Here is a 19,267-nt window from a genome sequence, read left to right on the forward strand (position 1 = left end):
TAAATCAGTAAAAAATAAAATCCGGAGGTGAAAGAACCGGTAAAACTGCAGTTTTGAGATAACTGTAAAAAGTAAAATTGAAATGAAAAAAAGAGCATTAATTAGTGTTTCAGACAAAAGTGGCTTGCAGGATTTTGCAAAATTTTTGGAACAAAATGACTGGGAATTAATTTCTACAGGAGGAACTTTTAAACATCTTAAAGATGCGGGGCTTAACCCAATCCAAATTGATGAAGTGACCAATTTCCCTGAAATGTTGGATGGTCGTGTTAAAACTTTACATCCAAAAGTGCATGGCGGTCTTTTAGCGGTTCGTGATAACCAAGAACACATGGATACTGTGAAAGCACATGAAATTGCGCTGATTGACATGGTAATCGTTAATCTTTATCCATTTTTCGAAAACGCTAACAAAGATATTTCATTAGACGAGAAGGTTGAGTTTATCGATATTGGTGGACCTTCTATGTTGCGTTCTGCAGCTAAAAATTTCAAATCTGTAGCAGTAATCACCAATGTGGAAGATTATGACTTGGTAAAACAAGAAATGGAAAGCTTGGGTGACACCAGTTTAGAAACAAGAAAAACATTAGCTGGCAAAGTTTTCAACCTTACTGCGGCTTATGACGCTGCTATTGCAAAAATGTTATTGAACGAAGATTATCCGCAATATTTGAATGCTTCCTACAAAAAAGTTGCTGACTTGCGTTATGGTGAAAATCCACATCAATCTGCGGCTTATTACGTATCAACAGTTGAGAATGGCGCCATGAAGGATTTTGAACAGTTAGGTGGTAAGGAATTGTCTTTCAATAATTTGAGAGATATGGATTTGTGTTGGAAAGTGGTTAACGAGTTTAAAGAAGAAATGGCTTGTTGCGCTGTAAAACATTCGACGCCGTGTGGTGTTGCCATTGGAACGTCCGCTTTAGAAACCTATCAAAAAACTTTCGAGTGCGATCCAGTTTCTATCTTTGGTGGAATTGTAGCAATGAATTATACCATCGATGTTGCAACAGCTGAAGAATTGAATAAAACGTTCTTAGAAATTGTTATGGCTCCAGATTTCACACAAGAGGCTTTAGAGGTTTTAAGAAAGAAAAAGAATTTAAGAATTATTCAAATAAAAAATTCGGTTTCAGATAAGCAAACTTGGGTGAAAGTAGATGGAGGTATTTTGGTTCAAGATAATGACAATCAGTTTTCAGAAGATATTCAAGTTGTTACAGAAGTTCAACCAAGCGAAGAGCAAAAGAAAGCTTTATTGTTCTCTCAACGTGTTGTTAAATATGTGAAATCCAATGCAATTGTGGTGTCGAATGGCATTCAGGCTTTTGGAATTGGTGGTGGTCAAGTTAATAGAATTTGGGCGACACAACAAGCAATAGAAAGAGCAAAAGAAAAATTCTCTGGTGATTTGGTTTTAGCTTCTGATGCATTTTTCCCTTTCCGTGATGTTGTCGATTTTTGTGCACAGGAAGGCATTACAGCGATTATTCAACCAGGAGGAAGCGTGAAAGATCAAGAAAGTATCGACGCGGCTAATGAGCATAAAATTCCAATGATGTTCACAGGAATGAGACATTTCCTACATTAATGAATTGATTAAGTAATAGTTAGTAGTCGCGCCCGAAGCTTTGCTTCGGGCGCGACTTTTATAATGTAGAGTAGGATAGGTAATAGGTCTTAATTGTTCAATTATTTCATTTTTTTTAAATCCATGCGTTTAAAAGAAGTATATTTATCATTATGAAATATCTATTAATTATGTTATTTGGTTTATTCAGTTGTTCCAAAGGAACGTCACAAGCAAAGTCCATTCACAGCTATAAAGTTGAAGCATTAGATGGTAGCACCATCGATTTTGCGAAATTTGAAGGAAAGAAGATTTTGATAGTTAATACGGCGTCAGAATGTGGTTTTACGCCACAATATGCTCAGCTTGAAGAATTGTATGAAAAGTATAAAGATAAACTGGTTGTAGTAGGCTTTCCCGCGAATAATTTTGGAAGTCAAGAGCCTGGAACCAATCAAGAAATCTCCACCTTTTGTCAAAAAAATTATGGTGTGAGTTTTCCTATGGCTGCAAAAATTTCGGTGAAAGGAAATGACATTGCTCCGATTTATAAATTCTTAACCGATAAAGATGAAAACGGCGTAATGAATATTTCAATTCTTTGGAATTTCACCAAAATTCTACTGAATGAAAATGGTGAAGTTATCGACAGTTTTGTGAGTACTACCAAGCCAACAAGCGATAAAATAACTAAGTATTTAGAATAAAAAAAGAACCTCATAATTGAGGCTCTTTTCTTTTTTATTGTTCTCGTTTGGTTTTAGAAATTTGTTTTATCAAAGTATATTTGATAGAACTAGCGTCCGCTGGCGGATTGGCGATTTTGGCTGTAGAAACTGTCAATACATAATCGTAGCCAGGTTCATAATTAAAACCATCGATGTTACTATAAAAATAAGACCATTGTTCGGTTGGTTTTTCACGAACCAACATGCATTTTTGAGTTCCAGCGCCATTCGAGCAATCTTTCTGTTCTGCACTTACGAAAAGTGTTTTAATACTTGTGTTCTCCGAAGTTTGTACGCTACATTGTGCCAAAACAAATAGGAAAATACCTAGAAAAAAGATTTTAATAGCTGATTTCATACTTTTAGATTTAATGTTTCGAAGTTTTCAATTATTATGCCATCAAATTTTTAGTTCAAATAAAAAAGTCGGAACTCTTTTCAAGTATCCGACTCTTAGTGTTTTTTTGAATGCTTTTTAAGCTCTATTAAGTTTGCTATGTTTTCTTCCGTAAGCGAAGTAAATTACAAGGCCAATAGCGAACCATACGCCGAACCAAAACCAGTTGTTATGCGTCATTCCAGTTAATAAATAAAGACAAGAACTTAATCCAACCAACGGAATTAATGATAAATTTTTGATGAATGCTAAAACGACTAAACCAAAATTAATCAATAAAAATACAGTCACAGATAATCGGAATTCGCCTTCTACTGGATCGCTCCAATTAAGTAAGTTGTGGAAAAATTCGGGTTGCCAAAAGTAGAAAAATACTAAGCCTCCTAAGAAAAATAAGGGAAATATAAATTTAGCATTGATATAAGGCATGTGAAAACGACCTTTAATTTTTTCCTTTTTGGGAAGCATCAGAACACCCCCACAAACCAATACAAATGCGAAAATTGTCCCAATACTTGTAAAATCCAAAATGAAAGATTTATCGGTGAAAAAAATCGGGATTCCCACCACAATTCCTGTGATAATTGTTGCGAATGAAGGGACTTTGTTTTTACTGTGTACTTCTTGAAATTTCTTTGGAATAAGACCATCACGGCTCATGGCCATCCATATTCTCGGCTGTCCCATTTGGAATACCAAAAGTACAGTTGTAATCGCTACAATTGCAATAAGTGCAACGACAAACTCCATCCAAGGAATATTAAGATTTTCTTTTTGAAAGACGAAAGCCAATGGATCGCCAACCCCGTCGAATTTTCTGTAATCTACCAAGCCTGTAAGCACCAATGTTAAAACAATATATATCGCCGTACAAATTCCTAACGAAATCATCATTCCGCGGGGTAAATCACGTTGTGGATTTTTAGTTTCTTCGGATAAAACACTTAAGGCATCAAATCCGATGTATGCGAAAAAAACGCCACTTACCGCTGTCATAACACCAGAAAAACCGTTGGGCATTAGACTCGGTATTCCTTCATGATTGCTTGGGAACCAGTTACCTGTATTGACATAACCAACGCCAACGGCAATCACCAAAAGAATTACAAACAGCTTTAATATTACAAAAAAGTTATTGAAGTTTTTACTTTCTTTAATTCCTTGATAACAAAGCCAAGTGATAATTCCGTTAATTGCCAAAGCGGGAATATCTACTATAAAACGCAAATTTCCAATGGTTGGTGCAGAGCTCCAAGCGTTAAGAAGTTCTTTATTGGTAGAATTATTTAAAACCGCTTTTTTTGCTTCAGTATAGCTACATGTCAGATAATCAGGGATATGGATGCCGATTCGGCTCATAAAACTGGTGAAATAATCTGACCAAGAAAAGGCGACATAGATGTTACCAAAGCTATATTCCATAATCAAAGCCCAACCAATAACCCAAGCAATTAATTCTCCAAAACTTGCATAAGCATAGGTGTACGCACTTCCTGCAGTTGGAATTCTACTGGCAAATTCGGCATAACAAATTGCGGTGAAGGCACAGGCAAATCCACAAATAAGGTACAAAACAATAACACCTGGACCGCCCCGAAAAATGGCTTCACCCAAGCTGCTAAAACTTCCTGCTCCTATAATTGCGGCAATACCAAAAAATACAATGTCCCAAGTCCCCAAAACGCGATTCAGCTGTCCTTCGTTGAGATCGCTTGAATATTGTTTCCTTCTAAAAAGTGAGTTCATTAAAGATGCTTAAATTTTGAAAATAAAAGCAAATGTAACGATTTTTTGATAGGCTGTTAGATTTGTGTTAATAAACTTAAACTTTGTTAAAGTTTATTTTTTCATAAGATTCGGATATTTCTCTATAATTCTTTTGTTTTTTAATTAAAAAATCTTTATAATATTGTTAAACAGAGAATTTAACTTGTGAAATGAAATTTATTGGATGAAGCTTTTATTTCTATCAAATATGGATTTTTGAATTCGCTTTATTAAGAAATTTTTAATTTTTTAAACTTGTTTTTTTTAAAAAAAATTAAATTATAAAATCCTTTTGTAAGTTGCTTAGATAATAAGTTTTGCCTATTTTCGTTCCTTTACTATAACTTAAGTTTTAGATATAAAGTTTTTAGACTTAGATGAATTCAAAAAAAATAATCTTAGCATCCTTACTTTCCATTTATGGACTGTCACAAGGACAACAATCAAAATACTTTAACGATAAAGAAGCTTACCGCTACAATCTGGCCGAAAACCTTTATCAATCCAAGATTTACGCAGCTTCGCAATACGAATTTGCTAGACAGTATTTTTACAACCAAACTTTATCGCAGTCCAAAAAAGAGGCGGCTTTATTTTTTAATCAAGTCATTTCTATGATATTGCAACAAAATCATTCGGAGGAAGGTTTTGAAGCATTCATGAAAGAATATCCAAATTCATCATACTTTGCGCAAGCCAATGGACCTTTGGCGGATTATTATTTGGCTAAAAAAGATTTCCCTAAAGCTTTGGAGACTTTGCAAAAGATTAATCAATATCAGCTAAGTCAAGAAGAAAATACGCAATATATTATGAAATTGGGTTATGCCAAATTCATGACGGGCGATTCTTCTGGCGCTATTGAGGCTTTGGAAGAAGCTAGCAAAAATGCAAGTAATGAAAACGATAAAGCTGGGATTTCTTATATGTTGGGACATTTGTATTATGCAGATCATCAGACGGACAAAGCATTTTCCTATTTTGATCAGGTAAAATATAATGAACAATATGCGACCATGGTACGTCCATATTATGTCCAGATGTATTTTAATAATAAAGATTATGATAAAGCGATTTCTGAAGCGCAAGATCTTTTAGCTTCGGGAACATCATCCAATTACGAAACCGAAATTCAGAAAATTATCGGTGAAAGTTATTTTATGAAAGGCGATTACCAATCGGCTTATCCTTATCTTAAAAAATACCTGGATCAAGCAGGAAATCCTACAGAAAGTGATTTGTACGAAATGGGATTTGTAGCAGCAAAAGCTGGCAAAGCGGACGAAGCGGTTTATTATTATAATCAGTTGATTAACAGTAATTCGCCTTTGGCGCAAAATGCTTATTATCAATTAGGGAATGCTTATTTGCAAACCAACAAAAAGCAAGAAGCACTTTCGGCTTATCGTAACGCGGCAGAAATGAATTACGATGCCAAACTTCAACAATTGGCGATGGAGCAATATGCAAAGTTGAGTTACGATATTGGAAATCCATTCGAAACGGCGCCAAAAGTTCTACAACGCTATATCGATAAATATCCAAAATCGCCGAAAGTCTCAGAAATGAAATCCCTTTTGGTGAAATCTTATTTGTATTCTGGTAATTATCAAGAAACTTTGAATGCTTTAAAAAAGATTGATAACAAAACGCCCGAAACTAAAAAAATAGAGCAAGAGGTAGCCTATCTTTTGGGAAGTGAAGAATTTAATAAAGGTAATTACGACGCTGCCGAACAATATTTTAAACAAAGTCTGCAATATAATCTTAACAAAGATTTTTCTAAAAAAGCACAATATTGGTTAGGACAAACTTACTATCAAAAAGGGGATTACCGTTCGGCGATTATTGCTTATTTAAAACTAGAAAACGAAACTTCTGAAAATTTCCCAGAACGTGAACAATTGGATTATGATTTGGGTTATGCTTATTTTAAAAATAAAAACTTTGAATCGGCGCAAGAGCATTTTAAAGAATATTTGAGATTCCCAAGACCCGAGTTCAAAGCGGATGCGGAGCTTCGTTTGGCCGATACCTATTATGCGGATAACAAGCTTAACGAGGCTATCGACATTTATAATAAAACCGAAGGTGCCGCAGATTATGTGCTGTTCCAAAAGGCTATGGCTTTAGGTTTCAAAGGCGATACAGTTTCAAAAATTAATGAGCTTAAAAAGTTGATTTCGTCATATTCTAACAGCGAATATAAAGACGATGCACAATACGAAATCGGAACGGCCTACGCTGCCAACGATGATTACAGCAATTCTAATAATTATTTTGATCAAGTTATCAAAACAAGTTCGGATAAAGACTTAGTTGCTAATGCACAAATCTATCGTGCACAGAATTTTATTGATCAAAACCAAATTGATAAAGCTTTATCGGAACTAAAACAACTCGGAACTCAATACAAAAACTCGGCATACGCTGATAAAATAGTTGCGGCTTCTCGACCTGCTTTTGTTAAAAAAGGCGATATTTCGGGTTATGAAAGCTTTGCAAAAAGTTTGGGCGTTAACATTTCGAGCTCCGAAAAAGACCAGCTTAATCTTTCTTTAGCACAAGAAAGTTATGCAAAAAAAGATTTTACTAAAGCGATTGTTTATTACGAAAAATATTTAGCAAACGATCCTTCGGGTTCTAGTTTTTACCAAGCGCAATATGAGTTAGGCGAAAGTTATTATCAAACCAAAAATCTTAGTAAAGCCTTATTAATTCTACAAAATGTTGCAGATTTCCAAAACGATTATCAGCAAGATGCACAGGTGAGATTGGCGCAGATTTATATCAATCAAGGCAAATCGGCTGAAGCGCAAGCTTATTTGGAAGCTGTTGCTACTTCGGCGGATGTTAATATCAAAAACTTTGCTTCTTTAGAATTGATGAAGATTTTTGCTGATAAAAAAGATTTTTCGAAAGCGGAACAATATGCAGATGCTGTGTTGAAGAATACCAAAAACTCGGTCGCAGTTATCGAACAAGCTAAAATTGTGAAGGCGAGAAGTGCGATGCAAAATGGCAAAGATAAAGAAGCACAAACGGCTTTTTCTGGTTTAGAAAAATCATCAAATCCGGAAGTGGCGGCCGAAGCCTTATATGCAAAAGCTTTTTACCAAAATAAAGGAAAAGCCTTTAAGTCGAGTAACGAAACGATTTTTAAACTCGCTAATAATTACGCATCAGAAGAATATTGGGGCGCAAAAGCCTTAGTAATTATGGCCAAAAATTATGTGGGTCTCAAAGATAATTATCAAGCTTCATATACTTGTGACCAGATTATTTCCAATTATGCTGATTTCCCCGATGTTGTGGCGGAAGCGAAAGAGGTAAAAGCGAAAATTAAGAAATAGCGATTGTAAAACTTTAATTAGAAAAAAATGAACAAATTAAAATACATCGTTTTTGCCGTTGCTGTTTGTGGTTTTGGAATTAAATCTTTTGCGCAACAAGATCTTAAAACATCAATACAGACTATTCTTAAAGATAAAAAGGCCAACGTTGGTGTGGCTGTTTGGCATTTGGAAAAGCAAGATACTTTGAGTGTAAATGGACATCGCCATCTGCCAATGCAAAGTGTTTTCAAACTTCCAATTGGTTTGGCAGTTTTGGATTTGGTGGATAAAGGAAAATTTAAAATAGATCAAAAAATTAAATTTACCAAAGCAGAAATGATGCCTGTAACGCACAGTCCAATGCGTGATGCACATCCTAATGGTGGTGAGTTGAGCCTCCCCGAAATGTTGAAATATGTCGTAGCAAACAGCGATAACAATACATGCGATATTTTGCTGGATAGAATAGGAGGTCCAGAAGTTGTACAGAAATATATGGACAAAATTGGGATTAAAGATTTCCAAATGGTTTCAAACGAAAGAATCATGCACGAAACACCAAGCTTCCAATATCAAAACTATTGGAATGCCAATTCTGCAAACGATTTGTTAAATAAACTTTATACAAAACCTATTTTAAAAGAAGTTTCCAAAAAAGAAATAATCAAAATTTTGGAAGAAACCAATACGGGGCTTAATCGTCTAAAAGCAGAATTGCCAGTCGGGACCATCGTTGCACATAAGACCGGAAGTTCGGCCACAGAAAACGGGAAAACTGCCGCAACCAACGATATTGGCGTTATCACTTTACCCAATAAAGAGCATTTGATTGTGAGTGTTTTTGTGAGCGATTCTTACGAAAACGATGCGACCAACGAAAAAATTATAGCAGATATTGCAAAAGCAAGTTTCGAGTATTATTCAAAATAAATAAAGATTAAATAAGATTTTTCAATCTAATTATAGATAATGAACAAATTAAAATACATAGCAGTTATTGCATTTTTGAGTGGTTTTGGCACTCAATATTCTTACGCGCAACTCAAAGAAGAAAAATTGGTGTTGGATAGAAAGCGCGAGCCAGAAGTCAAACGTATCGAAAAAAAGAAAACTTCTGTGCAGCAAGAAAAAAATTACCCACCCGAATCCAAAGCTAACGAAGTTGTAAGATACGATATTACCGACGTTCCGCCAGTTTCGGATTTCAAAACCTCCGAAATACAAGCGGAAGATATTTCACCAAAATTTGATTTTGACAAGCAAAATAATTATTTCCAAATCGGTTATGGCAACTACGCTAAATTTTTAGCAGATGCTAATATTTCGGGAAAAGTTAATGATCACGTGGAAGTGGGTGCAGATATCCATTATCTTTCTACGAATGGTCTAAAAAAAGAATTTGACTGGTCATCGAAACAAACGCATCTGAGTGCAGGAATGTTCCTGAATGCTTATACAGAGCAAGGTAAATTCAATATCGATGCTAATTTTGCATCGGATAAATACAACTATTACGGTATATATGCATTTAATCCAGATTCAAAAATCGATTTGGAACAGCGTGTTAATCGTTTTAAAATTAATGGATTCTATGACCATTATTCGAATGAGTATCTTAACAATGTTCGTGTGAAATCGTCAATTCTCAGCGATTATTTTGATTCTAAAGAAACACATGCCGAGGTTTTAGCTAATTTTTCTAAACACGATTTGGATATCTATACCGATATTAAAATGAACGCTGATTTGGGCGCTGGTCTAGAAACGGTCAATACGAAATTCGGAATTTTAGATAAAAATCAAAGCGATTTATTTAATTTTAATTTAGGCCCAAAATTGACATTTTATAAAGGCAATTCTTATTTGAGCATTGGTTCGGACTTTTCATTTTTTAATCAAAAACATCAAAGTTTAATTTTAGAACAAGAAAAAAACAGCAAATTTTATTGGTTTCCAAAAGCCGAATTACAGATTGCTGCAACAGAGGATTTCAAATTTTATGGCGGGGTAGAAGGTGGACTAAAATTGAATTCTTACAACCAACTTTTGGACGAAAATCCTTATATGATTTCGGATCTTTATCTAAAACCAACGGAAACCAAATACCGTTTTTATATAGGAATAAAAGGTGATGTTGACCAGACTCTGAAATACGATATCCACGCAGGATTTAGCAAACAGAATGATATTTTGTTTTTCCAAAATAATTCTGTGATTGACGCGACAGTGACCAACAATCGTAAAGCTTATGACTTTGCCAATACTTTCGGTGCAATCTATGACAACGGAACCGTTAGCGAGGTTAAAGCAAGTGTGCAGGTTTTTCCGTTAGAAAATTTAGCGATAGATGGTGAGTTGCATTTTGCAAAATACAAATTGGATCATCTTAACGAAGTTTATTACAAACCTTTGGTGCAATCCAGTTTTGGTGCGAAATATTCGATGTTGGCTAAGAAGTTGAATCTCGGTTTCAAAGGGATTTTGGTAACAGACAGAACGGCTAATAGTTTTGAAATTTCCGAAAATACAACCAATATGCCAGCGTCTTACGATATCAAAGAAAATGATAATCAGAAAGTTGGCGGATATGTTGATCTTAACTTGTCTGCAGAGTACAAAATCCATAAAAATTTCAGTATTTTTGTGCTCGGAAATAATCTTCTCAATACAAAATATCAAACGTTCTATGGCTACAAAGTATTGGGCGCTCAGATTTTGGGAGGTGTTAAAATTTCCTTTTAATTGCACAACAACTAAGGCTGCATAGTTTAATGGATAGAACTTCGGATTTCGGCTCCGACGGTGAGGGTTCGAATCCTTCTGCGGCTACAAAACACCCCTATTTATGGGGTGTTTTGTATTTGTGATAACACTTTTGAGTACAATATAATAACAAATGCGAGATTCTCGCTAAATCTCGCATTATTAGCTACATATAAAACATAAAGTTGTTTAACAAAAAAGCCTTCAACTCGTGCGGGGACACGACATCCGAAGATTACTTTTTCTCAAATTCTTTTTTGATTAATTGCTCAATCATATTTGCCATAGAGCGATTTTCTTTTTCCGCAAGTTGCTTTAATTGTTCGAGAAGCTTTTCTGAAAGTCTAAATGAAGTTACCTTTTTGCCCATAATATTTGATTATTTAATTGTAATATATTACATTTGTAATACGATATAATATAATTGAAATACAAAGATATGGAAAATTACATTAATGAAATATGGAAAAAAATTGATGGCTACAACGACTACTATGAAGCGTCAAATTATGGTCGAATAAGAAATATAAAAACTAAAAGAGTTTTAAAACCATCAGTTGCAAAAAGCAGCGGATATTATCACATAAATCTTCGACAAAGAGGTGCAAAAAACGGATATATTACCGTTCAAGTTCATAGGCTCGTAGCATCAGCTTTTATTCCTAATACAGATAATCTCGATACTGTAAATCATATCAATTTTAACAAATTGGATAATAGAATTGATAATTTAGAATGGCTTTCTATAGGAGATAATTGCAGGCATTACTATAATGCAAAGTATCCTCCTAAACTTAAAATTAGCATTAAAAACAAAAGAAAATCATATAATAGAATTGCTATATTTCTAAAGCACTATTTTAAAGTAAAAAGAGAACTTTGTATTGAGGAATATAATATTTCGGATAACAAACTAATTGAAAATATAAAATATCTTATTGATAAAGGTTATTATTATAAAGATGGTCACGTTTATTCAAGGTTACATAAAAAATGTAAACAAGTAAAATCTAATATAGTTTTTATCAAAACAACAAGAAATAAAAAAACATTATCTGTAGCAGCACATAAATTCATATTCTATTACATCAATGGATATTTACCTCGTTTTGTTTGTCATATAGATGGAAACAAACTCAATAATAACATCAGTAATCTTACAGATATTTATCCATTAGACAAACATAAAGGTTACTCTATGAAAAATGATAGATATTGTGTAAGGATGAGTATAAACAATAGAGATAGGTTTTTCGGTTGTTATAAAAAAAAAGATGATGCCGAATACATTTACCAAAAAATAGTGCGAATATTCAAGTGTTAAAAAAACCGCACAATCTCACGACTGGACGGTATTAGATAAGGAAATCTCATTTTAATAAAGGTTAATAATAAAGACTTATTTTAATTCGATATGTGGAGGGTCGAACGGATTTTTCCAGTCGATTCCGCAAGTGATATTAACACCTAATTCTTTCGCTACTTTCTTAATATGGTCTGTAATAGCTTTTAAACATTTTATAGTGTCTTTATGGTTAACTTGTACTTGACCAAGAAAGAATGGATAAATATCCACAGCTTTACCTTTTCCATCTCTTTTACCGTCTGCCATATCTTGATGATTAGAAATAGATTTTACACCGTCTCTATTCGTAACTCGCTGACCAGGTTTTGTTCTACCTTGTGCGTAAAGTTCTTTTTGTCTTGCATCGCTTCGTAACCCCTCTGTTACGGTAAAATCAACAGGACTATTTGTAATTGCTTTTTTTAAAACACTAACCAAAGGTTCTTGAACGCCATCAAGATTTTTTAAACTACGTTCTCCAAATTTATATGCCATAACTTAATTTTTAAATGTATTAATATTAATTTTTAATTCTTGTGATGTCATCGCTTTTTAAAATATACAAGCAATCCTATTATCAATAAAGCGACAACCCCGAAAATCGTAATCAATCCGAAAGACCAAAAAGTACCAGTTTTAGTGCTTACTTCTTGAGTCCTTTTTTTCATATCTGCAACACGCTCTTTAACGTTGTTTTCTTCAATTATTTTTTGTGAGAAATCTTTTAAAATCGTCGTGATTATCTCTGTTGATGACTTGCTGTCGTTATTTTCAATCTGGCGCGTTTTAGACTTTATTAAAACCTGCGCTGAGCCAACAACTCGAATAGATTGTAAAGTATCGCCATTTTGAATATTATTAAATTCTAAAGGCTTGTCGGTTTCTGCTTTTCCTTTAATCGTGATGTCACTTTGTACGTATTTCTTTTGTTCTGTGTTTTCCGATTTGGTTTCCGTCTTTTTTTCTTCTGTTTTTGTAGAAGTTTGGGTACTGTCTTTCGCTATTGAAGTCTTTTCGAAAGTCTGTTGCTTTTCTAAATTTTTAACACTATTCTTTGATTTACATGCCATCAGTAGCATCGCCACCAATAGAAGTATTGTTATCTTTTTCATCTTCTGTTTTTTTGTAGTTTGACAATAAATCTTGGATAATATCTTCTCTTTTTTCAAGAATTTCTAACACCTGAATCATTGATGCGTTAACTTTTCGGCGTTGTTTATCTTCGGCTTTTTCTTGGACAGATTTCCATTCGGTAAAAACAAGAATTACGGTTGCTAAAAGTGATACAACAGGTATTGCTGATATTGGAAACTCAAAGAAATATGATATAGGAACAATCGTATCGAAAATAAAAGCGTACAAAAGCATCCCGAAATAATGGTTAAACTTTTCGACAGACCTTTTATAACCTTCCGAATTTCTAACTTCGCCTATTTGTCTGGCTTTGCGTATTCCAAAGTAAAAATCTATAATCATAGAAATTAACACCGCACACCATAAAATGCCAACTACAATGAGTTTCATTATAATCGCATCATAATCTTCTTTTAAAAATTCTAAAATCATAATTTTTTAAATTACAAGTTGATGGGAATCTGTTTCAATAAATTGCTTATTTTTTAGATTCAAATTTTTGCAAGGCATCGGGATCACCAGCACAAATTGCTTGACATGTGTCGAGAATAGAAAGATATAGTACTTCATCGCCAAATTGAAAACCGCTATTCCTAACGTTAAATCCATTGCCAGATGAGTAAAACTCTCCTTGTATCACATTGTTTCCGTTGAAGTTTTCAGATCCTGCAACTCCTCTTTTAACATAAAAATTTATGGCTGTTGGTGCTGATTCATCACTTGTAGTAGTCCATGAATAATCTACGGTGTTATCCAAGATTATTTCTTGAGCATTTACGCTCGTTTGTTTGTTTAAAATTGTTAAATTCTCCATTGTTTATAGTTTAGTTTTATTGTTCGTAATCTTCGATAGGGAAGTCTGTTGACCTTGTTGCAGTTGAGCTTATTGGAGTGTTTATGTAAATGATAATAGAACCTATTATTTTTCCATCTTCAATTTTCCACGCTTCTGTTGGGTAATTAACCGAATCTCCTGGATTGATTGGATTACCATTTAGATTACCAGTATATTGGTTTTCTAAAATAAATTGTCGGACATAAATACCATTAGGTATATGACTATCAAATTTATTAGCGGTTGGATAAAAACCAGCATATTGTGCATTGTCAGCACTTTCGAAATTTCTACCTTCATAATAGCTATATGCTGTATAATTTGTAACAGAACCAATATTATATTGTCTCCAATTGTTATCTGGAGTAATTGGCGGTGGTGCTTGTCCTATCAAAAATTTTGTTAGCTTATTTTGCATCTCGGACTCTATATCCGATTTTATAAATGATGTAGTTATTAATTTTCTAAGGTTGTATTTTTTGTAGCTTTCAGGAATATAGCCTGTAAACTCAATTCCGTTCGGGCCTATTGTGGCTACCTTTATTCCGCTTTCGTTGTATATATCAAAAACAACCTTTCCTGTATTCTGATTATATCCTAATTGAAATGTGGTTTGTCCATTTGAGGGATTTACAAATCTAACCATGCCGTTGTCGAGGACTTGGAAAGGTGAATTGTACTTTTGATCGTATGGTTTACCCGCTCCAAATCTTATTGATTCTCCATTTGGTCGATCCGTAACACCGCAAATCATTGCATTTGCTCCTAAAACATCACCCACTAAAAGCGTTCCTGTGCCAACTACATTACCTTGTATAGATGTTTGTAAAAAACTTGTCAAATTAGCTACATTATTAGCTGTGTTTATAGCATTATTTGCTTGTGCTAAGGCTGTTGCAGTGTTGATAGTGTTAGTGTCAATTTGCGCTTGCACATCTTCAGGCGCAGGTGTCCAATCTGTCGATTTGTTACCCTTCTCAATCTTTATTTTTTCAAATATATATTCTGAATTTGCAATTCCAGCAAAATCTAAAAAATTAAGAGAGTTTGAATAACCCTGAATATTAAAAGTCATTTCAAAACGTTTCCATTCCCCATCTCCGACAAAAGAAAAAGACTGATAAGGGCTGCTAAAATCAGCAACTTTGAAGGTTAAATTTTCGCCAAAAGTATTTTTCACGAATCCAGAAACCGTCCAATATCCATCAGAATTAATAACTTTTTTAAATCTTATTTGAGAATTTCCAGAACTTTTACCAATAATTTTAAAATCATTTTCGGTTCTCGTTAAAAGACCATCGTTTTCTAAAATGATTGTTTTATTATAATAATTACGACCGCCAACTTGGATGTTTTCAATTTTTTTATTTTCAATCAAAGTAACTATTGATACGTTTTGCGTATAATAGCTTTGAAAATTAGCTCTAAAAGTTGTTCCTACGATATCCGATGTAATCGTTAAGTTTGAAAGTAAAGGTGTGATATATGAATTAAGCGTATTATAAGCATTTTGATAAGTCGTAATCGCTAAACCTAATGTTGTTGCTATTGATGAATTTTGCGAATATTCTGTTTGTATTCTATTCCATTCAACTACTAATGTTTGCTTTTCGCTTGGCGTTAGCTTATTGTCACTTCCTATATCGTTTATCTGACTAATAGCACTATTTGCTGTTGCTTGTGCCGCCGCTGCTGCATTACTAGCATTATTAACAGACGTTTGTACGTTTGATCCATCGGTAAAAATAAATTTACCCCGAAATTCTCCAGTATCAAGATCAAACCAATTCAATCCATCAATAGAAGTAATTTTACCTGTCGTAATTACGCGGCCATTAATAAAAGAAGCTCCATAGTTTAGATGTATCAATCTAACACCGTTTTGCGGTTGGAATAATACGCCTAACAAGAAATTATACTGCTTATCTTCTTGGTCAAATTTTCGCTGTTCTGTGGTTACAATAAATGTCCCTACGTTAGTGCTTCTCGCGCATCTTGCATAAATATAATAAGATTGCGATGGTAGCAAGCCTGTCATATTCAAAGCCGATAAATTCCAAGTTTTAATTCCGCTAGGGTCAATAGAAAAATGAATAAGAGAGCCAGCCGAAATACTTATGTTATTTACATTACCATCTTTGTTTGGTGTGAAAATAACGTCTTTTAAAGTTAATTGCTGACTTGTTGCTCCTACGGATAACATAGTGGTAGTAATAGAACCAGCGGCGAAATTATCCATGTCGAATTTACCATCTGTATCAAAAACCATCCCTTGTAACTCCATCATTCTGCGATAACCAGATAGCATGGCTTGTGCGCTGATTTGCGACTGACTTTGTATTTGCGTATTTATGGTATTTATCTCCGTGAAAATCTGCGTAACAATGCCTATTTCATAAGTATCTGATATTTCTGCTGAATATTTTAAAAGATTAATCATATCACGTCTTAATGATATAATTCTACTTTGTTTATTGACTAATAATTGACTGTCTTTTACATTAGCATAATCACCAATTCCTATAATTTTCGTAAACTCCGTATATCCAAGTTCAACAAAAAACATAGGATCAATATCCAATGAGTACTTTACATTGTTTTGGCTTTTTTTAGCGTAATCTTCAATCGCTTTATCGCGTAATTTCGCTTCTGCAATATCAACATAAGATTGTGGCATGATGATGTCTAACAAGGTAATCTCATCGCCAATAGCAAATTTAAAAACCGTTGCTAAGTCGGGGAATTTCTGTCCTCTTTCGTCTGCAAATTGCTTTACTGTAAGTGTCTTTGTAGCGTGGACATACTTATGAATTTCAAAATCATAACCCGCCAAATTTCCTTTGTTGACGTGAATCCTTGCGGGCGTTCCTGGAATAAGATATTTTGTCGAGCCATCTGGCTTTGTTTCGTTCAAATCAAAATCAATGTTACTAACGACAATATCAAATGTGTTATTATTATTGATTACGGTTCCAACAGCTGATAAAATACCTTTAAATGTCGGTTTAATATCGTCATAGTTGATAATTTCCTCATTAAGCCCATACAAATCAACTTTTGCATCATCTTGAATGTAGTCTTTACCATAAGATGTTGGCATTTTCAAACGTGGCGAAAAATCACGATAATTAGTAGGTATATTCTCGGTACTTCCTAAAGGATAAAGCCTTGTTGTTACTTGCGCGTCTGATACATTTTCTCTTCTCAACGAGTATAGACCATTTTTATATCCATACTCAAAAGTGAAAGGCAAAACTACTCCTACATTACGAATATGAAGTGTGTTTGTTTTTGCTTGAATATTCTGTACAATGTCAAATTCTAACTCAAAATCCTTGCAAATCGTTTGCAAAGCCGCTAATGAATTAGTATTGCTGAATGTTATTGTTTTAGTATCTGTATTTGCAGGAAAATCACCTAATATCCATGTGAAATCAGAAGGTTTTTTATCGCGATTCGCATTGTTAATAAGGCATACTAGAAATGGATGTATATTTCCTGTTAACGGAAAATCACCTGTTGTATAATTTCCGCTCGCGTCATAATTAAAATATACCTTTCTAATCAAATCATATTGCACACCTTCAAAAACCAAATCATATTGAAATTTACTTTCGGATTGTTTATTTACTTTTGGATTTAGATTTAGCGTAAATCTCCTACCTTCGTGCTCGATAAAATCTCCAATATAAAACTGAATAGGCGCATTCGATTGTATGCTAATTTCCAATCTATCCAACGACATCAACTCTTGTACATGTTCTGCTTTTACAATTGATGATAAAGGTGATAAAGCATTAAGACTTAATTCTGTTCCTTTTTGATTAACTACAATTTCTCCCATAATACATCTGCATTTGTAGTTAAGTTTGTTATTTCGTCAATATTACCTGCAATTGTGATGAAATGCACATCCTCAGGTGCTGGCGTCCAGTCGGTTGCTTTGTTAGCTTTTTCAATCTTGAAATTATCAAAATAATAATGTGCATAGCCAATGAAAATATCAAAATAATTAATCGTTTCATCGTGAGTTATTACATTGAATTGAAATTCAAACCTTTGCTTATTATCGGTTACATTCACAAGCATTTCAGTACTATCGAATGAATAAATACTAAATTGACTCGGATATTCCCCCCACGCATCAAATGAAACTGTCCAAATTCCTTTTGATTGAATTGTATTTAAAAATCTTACAGTTCGATTTCCTTCTGGTATTCCTAAAATGTGAAAACTTTTATTTGTTCTGTCGTCGAACGTAACGCCACTATCTGATTGAACAATCGTAGTTAAGCCAAAATAATTCCTTCCACCAAAATTATAGTGAGTCAAACTTCTATTTGGCAATGTCTTATTGATATTAACGACTCCTTTATGCGATTCAATGGCACCATCTATATTAACATCTATCCACTTAGGTGAATTGAAAGATAATTGTAAGTTTGGATTTGCAATAGATAAAACTTTCTTAATAGGGGAGTGCTCGGTCATTTTTGCTTTAAAAAAACCAATCATTTTACCTTTTTTGAATCGTTTTAGCAACTCAATTTTATCTTCACATTTCACATCAAAAATTAAACTTGATATACCAAACCCATCGACAATAAGTCTTTGTTTTCCAGCTTTGTCAAATTCAGAAAACAAGGCATCAAATTTTCTTTTCATATCCGCCCAATCCAATCCTTCGACCCAACCAGATATCTGAATCTCTCTCGATCCGTATCTTGGTTTTTTGGATGTGTCAACTACCAATCCGTTGTATTCTGGCCAATCGTAGGTGTCGGTCTTTTTTTGAGCCGGCTTATCCATCAATCCATCGGATGAGGAAACGCTAACGCCGAAATCTTTAAAATATTTACCGTTTAAGCTCCAAACTAAAGCACTCATTATTCTTTAAATTTTGAAGGTTTAACATTTACTACACCTACACCAGTTGTTATATTCGTGTTTTTGCTGTAATTATAGACTGTCACTTGTGCGTTTTCAACACATTGAATGTCTATTTTAGCGTTGTCTAATGCATTTATGTACACAATAGCGTTTCCTTTTGCTATTAGCTTTACAGTGGAATTATGACGTATAATTAATTTTGAAACTTCATAATCTGAAATCTCGATTGTGGCTTCTGTATTTCCGAAAAATGCACCTTTTGAAATGTTATTTACGACACCCATAAAATCCACATACATTTGATAAGGCAAAACACCTCCTTTGTACTTTCTTAGCATGTTTAATCGCGGAAAATCATTTTTCATTGACCAATCATCACCAAGAAAATACATGTCTGCTAAATCTTTAAATTGCGTAATTTTTAGCATTCTTTTGTACCAAGGATCGCACAACGTGTATTTTTTTGCTTCTAAAGCTATTTCTTTACCTATATCCAT

At 33.9% G+C, this 19,267-nt stretch carries 16 protein-coding genes and 1 tRNA gene; 7 read left to right on the forward strand and 10 right to left on the reverse strand.

The genetic code is table 11. The features are described 5' to 3' along the window. Nucleotides 1-82 precede the first annotated feature (82 nt). Together purH and ACVFVN_RS05345 are read left to right on the forward strand one after the other, a co-directional pair. Nucleotides 83-1,597, forward strand: a complete 1,515-nt coding sequence (gene purH, locus ACVFVN_RS05340; protein WP_456234496.1) for a bifunctional phosphoribosylaminoimidazolecarboxamide formyltransferase/IMP cyclohydrolase — start codon at nucleotides 83-85, stop codon at nucleotides 1,595-1,597. Between the two features lie 152 nt (nucleotides 1,598-1,749). Next, nucleotides 1,750-2,283: a glutathione peroxidase gene (locus ACVFVN_RS05345; RefSeq protein WP_165130980.1), complete on the forward strand. Its 534-nt coding sequence runs from the start codon at nucleotides 1,750-1,752 to the stop codon at nucleotides 2,281-2,283. Between the two features lie 34 nt (nucleotides 2,284-2,317). On the opposite strand, the gene ACVFVN_RS05350 is transcribed toward ACVFVN_RS05345, so the two are convergent. After that, nucleotides 2,318-2,662: a DUF4377 domain-containing protein gene (locus ACVFVN_RS05350; protein ID WP_165130982.1), complete on the reverse strand. Its 345-nt coding sequence runs from the start codon at nucleotides 2,660-2,662 to the stop codon at nucleotides 2,318-2,320. Nucleotides 2,663-2,779: 117 nt separating this feature from the next. After that, nucleotides 2,780-4,447: an APC family permease gene (locus ACVFVN_RS05355; protein WP_456234497.1), complete on the reverse strand. Its 1,668-nt coding sequence runs from the start codon at nucleotides 4,445-4,447 to the stop codon at nucleotides 2,780-2,782. Nucleotides 4,448-4,845: 398 nt separating this feature from the next. Here ACVFVN_RS05355 and ACVFVN_RS05360 point away from each other — a divergent pair, with 398 nt between their 5' ends. The 4 genes from ACVFVN_RS05360 (at nucleotide 4,846) to ACVFVN_RS05375 (ending at nucleotide 10,632) form a co-directional block, all read left to right on the forward strand. Next, complete coding sequence (locus ACVFVN_RS05360; protein WP_456234498.1) at nucleotides 4,846-7,821, forward strand: tetratricopeptide repeat protein; 2,976 nt, start codon at nucleotides 4,846-4,848, stop codon at nucleotides 7,819-7,821. Nucleotides 7,822-7,848: 27 nt separating this feature from the next. Next, on the forward strand, nucleotides 7,849-8,733 hold the full coding sequence (gene bla, locus ACVFVN_RS05365) for a class A beta-lactamase, subclass A2 (RefSeq protein ID WP_456234499.1): 885 nt from the start codon (nucleotides 7,849-7,851) through the stop codon (nucleotides 8,731-8,733). Nucleotides 8,734-8,772: 39 nt separating this feature from the next. Beyond that, nucleotides 8,773-10,545: a TonB-dependent receptor gene (locus ACVFVN_RS05370; protein WP_456234500.1), complete on the forward strand. Its 1,773-nt coding sequence runs from the start codon at nucleotides 8,773-8,775 to the stop codon at nucleotides 10,543-10,545. Between the two features lie 15 nt (nucleotides 10,546-10,560). Continuing rightward, nucleotides 10,561-10,632: transfer RNA gene (locus ACVFVN_RS05375), tRNA-Arg, on the forward strand. A gap of 169 nt (nucleotides 10,633-10,801) precedes the next feature. On the opposite strand, the gene ACVFVN_RS05380 is transcribed toward ACVFVN_RS05375, so the two are convergent. Beyond that, nucleotides 10,802-10,936 carry a ribbon-helix-helix domain-containing protein gene (locus tag ACVFVN_RS05380; protein WP_456234501.1) on the reverse strand — a complete coding sequence of 45 codons (135 nt, stop codon included), beginning with the start codon at nucleotides 10,934-10,936 and terminating at the stop codon, nucleotides 10,802-10,804. 69 nt (nucleotides 10,937-11,005) lie between these two features. On the opposite strand from ACVFVN_RS05380, the gene ACVFVN_RS05385 reads away from it, so the two are divergent. Beyond that, a complete protein-coding gene (locus ACVFVN_RS05385) occupies nucleotides 11,006-11,890 on the forward strand; it encodes an HNH endonuclease (protein ID WP_456234502.1) in 885 nt (294 codons plus the stop codon). A gap of 75 nt (nucleotides 11,891-11,965) precedes the next feature. Here the strand turns inward: ACVFVN_RS05385 and ACVFVN_RS05390 are convergent, their stop codons facing one another. From ACVFVN_RS05390 to ACVFVN_RS05420, 7 genes are read right to left on the reverse strand one after another with little or no spacing between them, the layout of a single operon-like run. Further along, nucleotides 11,966-12,406 (reverse strand): M15 family metallopeptidase, encoded by a 441-nt coding sequence (locus tag ACVFVN_RS05390; RefSeq protein ID WP_456234503.1) that lies wholly within the window; start codon nucleotides 12,404-12,406, stop codon nucleotides 11,966-11,968. Between the two features lie 47 nt (nucleotides 12,407-12,453). After that, nucleotides 12,454-13,023: a hypothetical protein gene (locus ACVFVN_RS05395; protein ID WP_456234504.1), complete on the reverse strand. Its 570-nt coding sequence runs from the start codon at nucleotides 13,021-13,023 to the stop codon at nucleotides 12,454-12,456. Continuing rightward, nucleotides 12,971-13,477, reverse strand: coding sequence for a phage holin family protein (locus ACVFVN_RS05400; RefSeq protein ID WP_456234505.1), 507 nt, complete (start codon nucleotides 13,475-13,477; stop codon nucleotides 12,971-12,973). Before ACVFVN_RS05400 ends, ACVFVN_RS05395 begins: the two co-directional genes overlap by 53 nt. Nucleotides 13,478-13,523: 46 nt before the next feature. After that, on the reverse strand, nucleotides 13,524-13,859 hold the full coding sequence (locus ACVFVN_RS05405) for a hypothetical protein (RefSeq protein WP_456234506.1): 336 nt from the start codon (nucleotides 13,857-13,859) through the stop codon (nucleotides 13,524-13,526). Between the two features lie 16 nt (nucleotides 13,860-13,875). Beyond that, entirely contained in the window at nucleotides 13,876-17,724 is a 3,849-nt protein-coding gene (locus ACVFVN_RS05410; RefSeq protein ID WP_456234507.1) for a phage tail spike protein, read from the reverse strand. Next, nucleotides 17,709-18,767: a galactose-binding protein gene (locus ACVFVN_RS05415; RefSeq protein WP_456234508.1), complete on the reverse strand. Its 1,059-nt coding sequence runs from the start codon at nucleotides 18,765-18,767 to the stop codon at nucleotides 17,709-17,711. Before ACVFVN_RS05415 ends, ACVFVN_RS05410 begins: the two co-directional genes overlap by 16 nt. Continuing rightward, complete coding sequence (locus ACVFVN_RS05420; RefSeq protein WP_456234509.1) at nucleotides 18,767-19,267, reverse strand: hypothetical protein; 501 nt, start codon at nucleotides 19,265-19,267, stop codon at nucleotides 18,767-18,769. Before ACVFVN_RS05420 ends, ACVFVN_RS05415 begins: the two co-directional genes overlap by 1 nt.

The sequence above is a fragment of the Soonwooa purpurea genome, assembly GCF_053891095.1.